Raw genomic sequence first — 499 nt, 5'->3', positions numbered from 1 at the left:
CGGCGTGCACGCGCTGGATCCGGTCGGCGTCGCTTCCGCCGCGGCGGCCAGTAGCGCCGCGTCCATGCCCGCCCGATAGCCCCGCGCCGGTTGACGCAGCCGCACGCGCCCGCCCAGCAGGGCGTTCTCGACGATTTCCGATGGCGATTCAGCGTCGGGTGCGACGGACACGCGGCTTGACCCTCGTTGGCCCGATCACCATTGTGCGCCGCATCGCCGCCGGGCAAGGCGGCGGGTGGATTTTCAGGGCGATCCTCCTCCCGCGCCCTTCCTGAAGAGTACTCCGTTGGACGCTGTCACCGTCGCCGATTCCCGACGCAAGGGAGACGTCGAGCCGCTGGTCCGGCTGGCGCGCGACGACATGGCGGTGGTCGACGCCCTGATCGTCGAACGGATGCAGTCCGAGGTGCCGGTCATCCCGCTCTTGGCCGACCACATCGTGGCCGCCGGCGGCAAGCGCCTGCGCCCCCTGCTGACCGTCGCCGCCGCCCGCGCCGCC

The 499-nt window shown here is 72.3% G+C and carries 2 pseudogenes; one reads left to right on the top strand and one right to left on the bottom strand.

The window, feature by feature from the left end:
• A pseudogene (locus AC2W7C_RS18930) lies at positions 1-135 on the bottom strand (hypothetical protein); the annotation flags it as partial.
• 151 nt (positions 136-286) lie between these two features.
• Here AC2W7C_RS18930 and AC2W7C_RS18925 point away from each other — a divergent pair.
• Positions 287-499: pseudogene (locus AC2W7C_RS18925) on the top strand (polyprenyl synthetase family protein); the annotation flags it as partial.

Source organism: Brevundimonas sp. CURTG3B2_SDJG, assembly GCF_057364705.1.
The sequence above is the reverse complement of the archived record's forward strand: the minus strand, read 5'-3'. Positions and strand labels throughout refer to the sequence as shown.